The sequence below is a fragment of the Mycobacterium scrofulaceum genome (assembly GCF_001667885.1).
Lineage (GTDB): Bacteria > Actinomycetota > Actinomycetes > Mycobacteriales > Mycobacteriaceae > Mycobacterium > Mycobacterium scrofulaceum_C.
In genome coordinates, this window is sequence record NZ_LZJW01000054.1 from 1 (window position 1) to 7,217 (window position 7,217).

The following is a 7,217-nucleotide window of genomic DNA, read 5'->3' on the forward strand; positions in this document are numbered from 1 at the left end:
TCGAAGCCCTGATATTGCTTGGTTTGCAGCAGCCGGATCAGGCCGGCGCCCTTCATCAGCTTGACCGTGTCATCGGTCAGGCGGCCGATCCGCTCGGCCTCGGGGGCCTGCTCGCGCAACTGATCCGCCATCGCCACGACCCGGTCGATAACCCGCTCGCTCATATCCCCGTCCTTTACGTCTGTGGGCGTAGTAATGATCTATCGGTGTCTGCACCGCACCCGACGCCGTTCCCGGTGAGCGGACGCCGAGATCAGAACGTGAGGTGTCGCACGCGCTCGACCGAGGTTGCCGGCGGTCCGTTACCATCGACAGCCTCCTGGCATCGTCCGGTAGCCGGGAGGGAGGGCAGCTGGGACCTGTCGATAGGCCTACCCTCGGCGCCTATGGACCAGGCCCAGGGACCAGGCTCTGGATGCGGCCGCGACCAGCAGGCCCCGATGCCGGAAAAACAAATTTTGCCGTCGGCGGCCCAAGTGGCCCAATTGCCCTGTGCCATCGCGCGAACCGTGTCCCGCGACTTGATCGATGGGAACGGGCACATGAACGTGCTGCACTATCTGGATTTCGGTTCGACCGCCGCAGATGCGTTGGTGCGTGAAATAGGGATCGACGACGCCTACCGGGCTGATCGACAGGTCGGCCTCTTCACCGTCGAGCACCACCTGCGCTACTACAGCGAGCTGATCGAAGATGACACGGCCGATCTCTACGCCCGCGTCCTCGACCGCTCACCCAAGGTGGTGCACATGATGTCATTCGCTGTGGATCGGTACCGGCAACGTCTATCGGCGACACTTGAGATGGTCTTGGTGCATGTCGATCTCACCCGCCGACTGCCCGTAACGATGCCGGTCGACATCGCCGCTGTTTTCGACGAGCACGTCAGGTACTCGTCGATCCTGGAGTGGGCCGCGCCCGTCTGCGGCGCGATGGGCGTGCGACGCCAACAATGAAACGGCCAGCGGCCCGGTGATTACCGCCGTCAAACCTATCGCCGGCGGCCAAACCTCAGCAACCGCCACATATACCGCGGCAGTCGCGGAGTGGGGACGCGCGCGGGCCAGTCGTCGGCGCGGAAGTAGGCATCAGACCCGCCATCGACGAAAACTACACTGCCGCAGAGAAACTCGGCGGCATCCGACAACATAAACACCATCCAGTCCGCGAGATGCGTGGGGTTACCGAACCCGCCTACCGGGACCGGGAACGAGCGGATGGCCTTGGCTTCGCGCGGTGTGGCGAGCTGTCGCTCGAGCAGGGGGGTCATCACCGCGCCCGGAGCGATCGCGTTGAGCCGGATACCCGCACCGGCCCACGCAGGCGTCACCGCTGTGCGACGCACCCAGCGCGCCACCGCGATCTTCGATGCGCCGTAGGCCATCGAGGGGGCGGCCGCTCGAAACATTCGCAGCGCACACTCGGCCCTCTTGGCATCGCGCTCTAGTAGCGCGCGCACGGCGCGCTTGGGAACCAACGGCATCGTCGTTGACGAATTGCTACCCACGACAACGACTTTTGCACCGCCGGACGCCGCCAATGCTGGCTGCCATGCCTCTACGAGCTCGACCACACCGAAAAAGTTCACTGCCAGGATCCGGCTCGCGCTACCCGGACCCGGGGTGGGACCCACACCAGCGGCCAGCACGGCACCGTCGAGTCGACCGTCGCTGGCAGCGGACACGAAAGCGGCGGCCGCCCTCCGTCCGTCGGGAGTAGACAGATCGGCCACGACGTCAGCGTCCTGAATGTCGACGCCGATCACACGGTGACCCGCGGCCCGCAGTTTGCGGACGACAACTTGGCCCATGCCCGATGCCGATCCGGTGACGGCGTAGGTACCCATCCGCGTTGCCCGTTAGGTCTTGGCCAAGAGGCCAGCGTCAACGACGAGTTCGGTGCCGGTGATGTAGCGGGCATGGTCGGAGGCCAAGAACACCACCGCGTTGGCCACGTCGCCGGGTTCCACCCACGGCACCGGGAGCAGGTGGCGAGCTGTGAGCACCTCAGCGGCGTCGGCCGCCGTCGGGCTGGCCAGGTCGGGCCGAAGACGTTTAAACGTAGCCTCATTGAGCACCGTCGACGTCCCGACGGCTCCCGGGTGAACAGTATTGACGCGAATTCCGCGCGGGCCCAGCTCGTTGGCCAGCGTGCGCGCCAGCCCCACCACGGCATGCTTGCTCGCGGTGTAAGCAGCGGTGTTGGCCGTGCCGCGAATACCGTTGGTGGAGCTGATGATCACGATGGACCCGCCGCCCTCGCCCAGGTACGGAACGGCCGCTTTGATGGTGTGCCAGACGCCGGTCACGTTGACATTCAGGGTCTGCTGCCAGTCGTGAGTAGTGATCTCCCACGTCGGAGCCGACGCCGTGTGGATGCCCGCGTTGGCGACGACGATGTCGAGGCGTCCCAAGTCGGCGACGGCGGCATCGACCGCGCCCGTCAGAGCACCCAGATCGCTGACATCGGCAAGACCCGTCGCGCAGTGTCGGCCGCGCTGTGCTACCGCAGCGGCGGTCTGTTCGAGGTCGGCCGCTGCCGCGGGGACATCCAGCGCGATGACGTCGGCGCCTTCGTTGGCGAGTCGCTCGCAGTGGGCGCGCCCGGTGCCGCGCCCAGCGCCGGTCACCAGCGCTACACGACCCCATAAAGCCGACATCAGGGCGCCTTGATCAGCGCAAACCCTTTGTACCCGGCCTCGGCGACTTCGTTGCAGATGTCGAGGTAGGTTCCAAACCCCCCGAGAAACAACATGAACACCCGCGGCTTGCCGGGCACGTTGGCGCCCATGTACCAAGAGTTGGCCTTGGTGAACAGGGTGGCCTCGGCTCGGCGCGCGCATTCGGCGACCCAGTTATCCACTGCATCGGGAGTCGCCTCGATCGCTGCGTAGCCGTGATCGTCGAGATATCTGATCGACTCGGCGATCCAATTCACGTTCGCCTCGGCGTGCAGCACCATGTTGGCCAGTACCGCCGGCGCGCCGGGGCCGCACACGACGAACATGTTGGGAAAGCCGTCAATGCTCAGACCCAAATAGGTTCGCGGTCCGTTGCTCCAGTCATCGCGCAGCCGCTTGCCGCCCCGGCCGACGATATCGATTTTCGCCAATGCCCCTGTCATCGCGTCAAATCCGGTAGCCAACACGATCATGTCCAGGTCGTAATGGGCGTTGCTGGTGTTGATACCGGTGGCATCGATCGACTCAATCGGGGTGTCTCGCACACTGATCAGTGTCACGTTGGGGCGGTTGAATGTCTGAAAGTAATTGCTGTCGGTGCAGATTCGCTTGGTGCCGATCGGGTGATCGGTGGGGATCAGCAGTTCGGCCAGCGCGGGATCATCGATGATGGCCCGCACCTTCTCCTCATAGAACTTGCGGGCCTCCTCGTTGGCGTTCGGGTCGATCATCTGGTCGGAGAAGGTTTTGGAGAACAGCACCCCGCCGAGATCCCAGCGCTTTTCGAACGCCGCGCGTCGTTCCTCGGGGGTGGCTTGCATCGTCAGTTTCGGATGGGCGATGTGTGGTGAGCCGCCGCCGCTGCGCCACGATAAGCGTCTGCGTTCGGCGTAATTGGCCTTGACCCTGGCCCGGTCTTCATCGGTCAGAGGCCGATTACCGGCGGGGACACTGTAATTCGGGGTGCGCTGGAAGACGTAAAGTTGCGAGGCTTGTTCGGCGATGATCGGGATCGACTGAATGCCCGACGATCCCGTCCCGATGACCGCGACGCGCTTACCGGTGAAGTCGACCGGCTCGTGTGGCCATGCCGCGGTGTGGTAGATCTCGCCCGTGAAACGGTCCAGACCGGCAAAAGGTGGAGTCATCGCCGCCGACAACGGGCCCGTCGCCATCACACAGAACCGCGCGCACACCCGCTGCCCGGTATCGGTGGTCACCGTCCAGCGCAACCGCTGCTCGTCGAGAACCGCCGACGTGACACGGGTGTTGAAGACGATGTCGCGGCGCAGATCCAACCTGTCGGCCACCCAGTTGATGTAGCGCAGGATCTCCTCTTGGGTGGCGTACTTCTCCGACCAGTCCCACTCCTGTTGCAGGTCATCCGAGAACGAATAGCAGTAGTCGACGCTCTCGACGTCGCAGCGGGCGCCGGGATACCGGTTGAAATACCACGTGCCACCCACGTCGGGACCGGCCTCGAACACCTTGACCGTCAACCCGTCGGCGCGCAGCTTGTGCAGGGCGTAAAGCCCGGCAAAGCCGGCACCTACGACCACCACGTCGATGCCCTGGTCCAACCCGTCGTTCGTGCTACTGGTCACGAACAGCGACGGTAGAGCCGCTGCGCCCGGAATCGCAGGAGACGTCCCGGTCACTGGACGCCGGGATGGCGGTCTCCCGTCCATCGGAATCCGACCAAGACATCATGCGCCAGTGCGGCGAGGATCGGCCGCATGGCAGATGTCGAAGAACAAGGCGCTGCGCTGTGCACCGACGTCGAGGCAGCCACCGTCGACGTCGAGTTGGACGGTGCTCTCCATCGACTGCAATGGCGCCGCGATCGGACCCTGGTCGACACGATGCTTGACGCCGGGATCAATGTGCCGCACTCGTGTCGTGAAGGACATTGCGGCTCCTGCGTGGCGACCCTGATTTCCGGGGAGGTGGAGATGGCCGGTGGAGATGTGCTGGGACCCGAAGACCGCGCCGACGGCTTGATCCTCGGCTGTCAAGCCCGGCCAGTGACAGACAACATCCACATTGAGTTCTAGGCGCATGAACGGCGCGGCGATATGACGGAGGTTGCGACGTGACCGGCAGGGTCGCCGGGAAGGTGGCCCTGATCACGGGCGCGGCGCGGGGAATCGGGCGTGCGCAGGCGGTGCGGTTAGCCCAGGAGGGCGCCGATATCGTCGCCGTTGACGTGTGTGCTCCCGTTGACACAGTGGTGGTTCCGCACAGCACAGTCGACGACCTCGAGCACACTGCGGCCCAAGTGCGCGATACCGGCGCCAAAATACATACCGAGATCGTCGACGTGCGCGACCTCGACGGCGTCCAGGCGGCCACCGATCGGGGTGTGCGACGGCTGGGAAGATTGGACGTGGTGTGCGCTACCGCTGGGATCACCTCGCGTGCGCTGGCGCTCGACCTCACCGAAACGGCCTGGCGCACCATGTTGGATGTCAACCTCACTGGTGTGTGGTACACGCGTCGGGCCGCTGCGCCGCACCTGATCGCACAAGGTGGAGGTGCGATCGTCCTGACCAATTCGATTGCGGGACTTCGCGGACTGGTGGGGGTCGCCCATTACACCGCGGCTAAGCACGGCGTGGTCGGCCTGATGCAGAGCCTGGCCAAAGAACTTGCGCCGCATGATGTCCGAGTCAATTGCATCCATCCGACTAATGTCGACACTCCGTTGATTCAAAACGACGCAGTGCGCAGCGCGTTTTGTCCCGGCCTCGACAGGACGCCGACGCGTGCCGAGTTCGCGGAAGCGGCCCTTCGCATGAACATGCTCGCGGTGCCGTGGGTAGAACCGGTGGATGTCGCCAACGCCGCTTTGTTTCTCGCTTCCGACGAGGCGCGCTATATCACCGCGGTCACGCTGCCCGTCGACGCTGGTGCGACTCAACGATGAGGAGGGTGCAACGTGAAAGACGCTCCGCTGGCTTTCTCTTCCTTCGTTGCGTTGGACGATCCTGAGCCGGATCTGCACCGCCGTTACAACGAATGGCATTAACTCGACCATCGACCGGAGAGCTTGGCGCTACCGGGAGTCGCGTGGGGTGATCGGTGGGCGCGGACTGCTGAGTGCCGTGCCGACTCGATCGCTGAGCCTGAGCAGGCGGACACGGATTACATCGCCATGTATTGGTTTCGCAATCCCGTTTCCGACACAGTACGGGACTGGGAGCAATTGGGCGTGGACTCCGAGTGCTCTACCTTGACGGTGAACCGATCGCTACCGCGAGGCGTGTGCGTGACTGCGTCGCTGCAGCCGAAACCCGATTGCCGGCCTCAACATTGGGGCAGACCGTGATCAGTACGCCGCTGCGTACGATCATCCCTTGGCAGGACTGGTGACGCGGCGTTCCCGTCGCCGCTTCATCAATGCTGCCGTGAGAGGAACGCCAGCACGGTGCTTTCGAAGGCTTGCTTCGCTTCGATCATCGCCCAGTGCCCGGACTTAGGAAATATGTGAAGTTCGGCGTCTTGGATGGTGCGCATCGGGATCAGCGCCATATCCGGTGGGCTCACTCGGTCGTCGCGACCCCATGTAAGCAGCGTGGGGACAGTCAACTTGTGCAAGGCTGCCCACGGCATCGGGTTTTCCGAGGCGGCCATCGCGGTGTTCATCGCGGCAAACGCCGCTTTGCCGTACATGCGGCGCGCCGCGGCCAGGGTGTCCGGATCGATGGCCAATTGCCAGCGTTCCTCGACCAGTTCGTCAGTGATCAGGGACTGGTCGTACACCATCGATTTGAGCCAGTCGACCAGCCGCTGCCGAGTCGGGTCTTCGACGAACTCCTGCAACAGCCGGATGCCCTCACTCGGGCTAGGGCTGAAGATGTTGATGCCGATCCCGCCGATGGTGACGAGCCGGTCGACACGGTCGGGGTTGTCGATAGCGAAGTTGATGCCCACACCCCCGCCCATCGAGTTGCCGACGATGTGCGCCTTTTCGACACCAAGCGCATCCAAGAACGGCGATACGGTGCCAAATGCCATAACCATGGGGTGGCCGCCGAAGTCATCGCTGACGCCGAAACCGGGAAATTCCAGGACGATGCAGCGGAAGTGCTCTGCGAAGGTGGGCAGTATGCCGCGGAAGTTGCGCCATCCGGTGACTCCGGGACCCGAGCCATGCAGAAACAGCAGCGGCCGCGCCGCCGTGGCCTCCGGGCCAGTGTCGTAATAGCGCAAAACCCCTTGCGGTAGCAGGATTTCGCGTACGTCTTGCTCGCCTAGGAAGACCCCTTCGGAAGTGTCTGTCACGGTGTCAGCCTGCCACGGCATTGCGGGTGGCACGCCGCGGTGTTCCGCTGACCGGGTGGTGTGATGACTGGCGCCGGATAGTGTCGTCACGGCGGACTGTGGTCCGACGACTCGGTCGGCGAAACCTGTTGCTGCACAGCCGACTTGCCGTCAACCAGGTTTGTCACGCCGTGTGCTGCTCGCGCTTGATCTCCAGCGCGATGTCGATGAGTTGGTCCTCTTGACCGCCGATGAGTTTGCGCTGACCGGCACG

Annotated in this window: 8 protein-coding genes and 1 pseudogene; 3 read left to right on the top strand and 6 right to left on the bottom strand. The window is 64.1% G+C overall.

Annotation, left to right across the window (positions count from 1 at the left end; all coding sequences use genetic code 11):
• Positions 1-164 (bottom strand): annotated as a pseudogene (locus A5681_RS27050) (hydroxylase); the annotation flags it as partial.
• A 222-nt stretch (positions 165-386) separates the two neighbouring features.
• On the opposite strand from A5681_RS27050, the gene A5681_RS06935 reads away from it, so the two are divergent.
• Entirely contained in the window at positions 387-956 is a 570-nt protein-coding gene (locus A5681_RS06935) for a thioesterase family protein (RefSeq protein WP_231996231.1), read from the top strand.
• A 35-nt stretch (positions 957-991) separates the two neighbouring features.
• Here the strand turns inward: A5681_RS06935 and A5681_RS06940 are convergent, their stop codons facing one another.
• Genes A5681_RS06940 through A5681_RS06950 form a run of 3 tightly spaced genes read right to left on the bottom strand, consistent with a single transcriptional unit; the run spans position 992 to position 4,284 of the window.
• Positions 992-1,846 carry an SDR family oxidoreductase gene (locus A5681_RS06940; protein WP_067271198.1) on the bottom strand — a complete coding sequence of 285 codons (855 nt, stop codon included), beginning with the start codon at positions 1,844-1,846 and terminating at the stop codon, positions 992-994.
• A 12-nt stretch (positions 1,847-1,858) separates the two neighbouring features.
• Entirely contained in the window at positions 1,859-2,659 is an 801-nt protein-coding gene (locus tag A5681_RS06945; RefSeq protein WP_067271202.1) for a mycofactocin-coupled SDR family oxidoreductase, read from the bottom strand.
• Positions 2,659-4,284: a flavin-containing monooxygenase gene (locus A5681_RS06950; protein WP_067271205.1), complete on the bottom strand. Its 1,626-nt coding sequence runs from the start codon at positions 4,282-4,284 to the stop codon at positions 2,659-2,661. The genes A5681_RS06945 and A5681_RS06950 overlap by 1 nt, the downstream gene beginning before the upstream one ends.
• Positions 4,285-4,416: 132 nt before the next feature.
• Here A5681_RS06950 and A5681_RS06955 point away from each other — a divergent pair, with 132 nt between their 5' ends.
• Both A5681_RS06955 and A5681_RS06960 read left to right on the top strand, forming a co-directional pair.
• A complete protein-coding gene (locus tag A5681_RS06955; RefSeq protein ID WP_067271209.1) occupies positions 4,417-4,734 on the top strand; it encodes a 2Fe-2S iron-sulfur cluster-binding protein in 318 nt (105 codons plus the stop codon).
• Positions 4,735-4,772: 38 nt separating this feature from the next.
• Positions 4,773-5,606 carry a mycofactocin-coupled SDR family oxidoreductase gene (locus A5681_RS06960; RefSeq protein ID WP_067271212.1) on the top strand — a complete coding sequence of 278 codons (834 nt, stop codon included), beginning with the start codon at positions 4,773-4,775 and terminating at the stop codon, positions 5,604-5,606.
• A 470-nt stretch (positions 5,607-6,076) separates the two neighbouring features.
• On the opposite strand, the gene A5681_RS06965 is transcribed toward A5681_RS06960, so the two are convergent.
• On the bottom strand, positions 6,077-6,985 hold the full coding sequence (locus A5681_RS06965; protein ID WP_082968229.1) for an alpha/beta fold hydrolase: 909 nt from the start codon (positions 6,983-6,985) through the stop codon (positions 6,077-6,079).
• A gap of 142 nt (positions 6,986-7,127) precedes the next feature.
• Positions 7,128-7,217, bottom strand: a 90-nt coding sequence (locus A5681_RS26355) for a hypothetical protein (RefSeq protein ID WP_156737886.1), incomplete at its 5' end; no start/stop codon positions are given.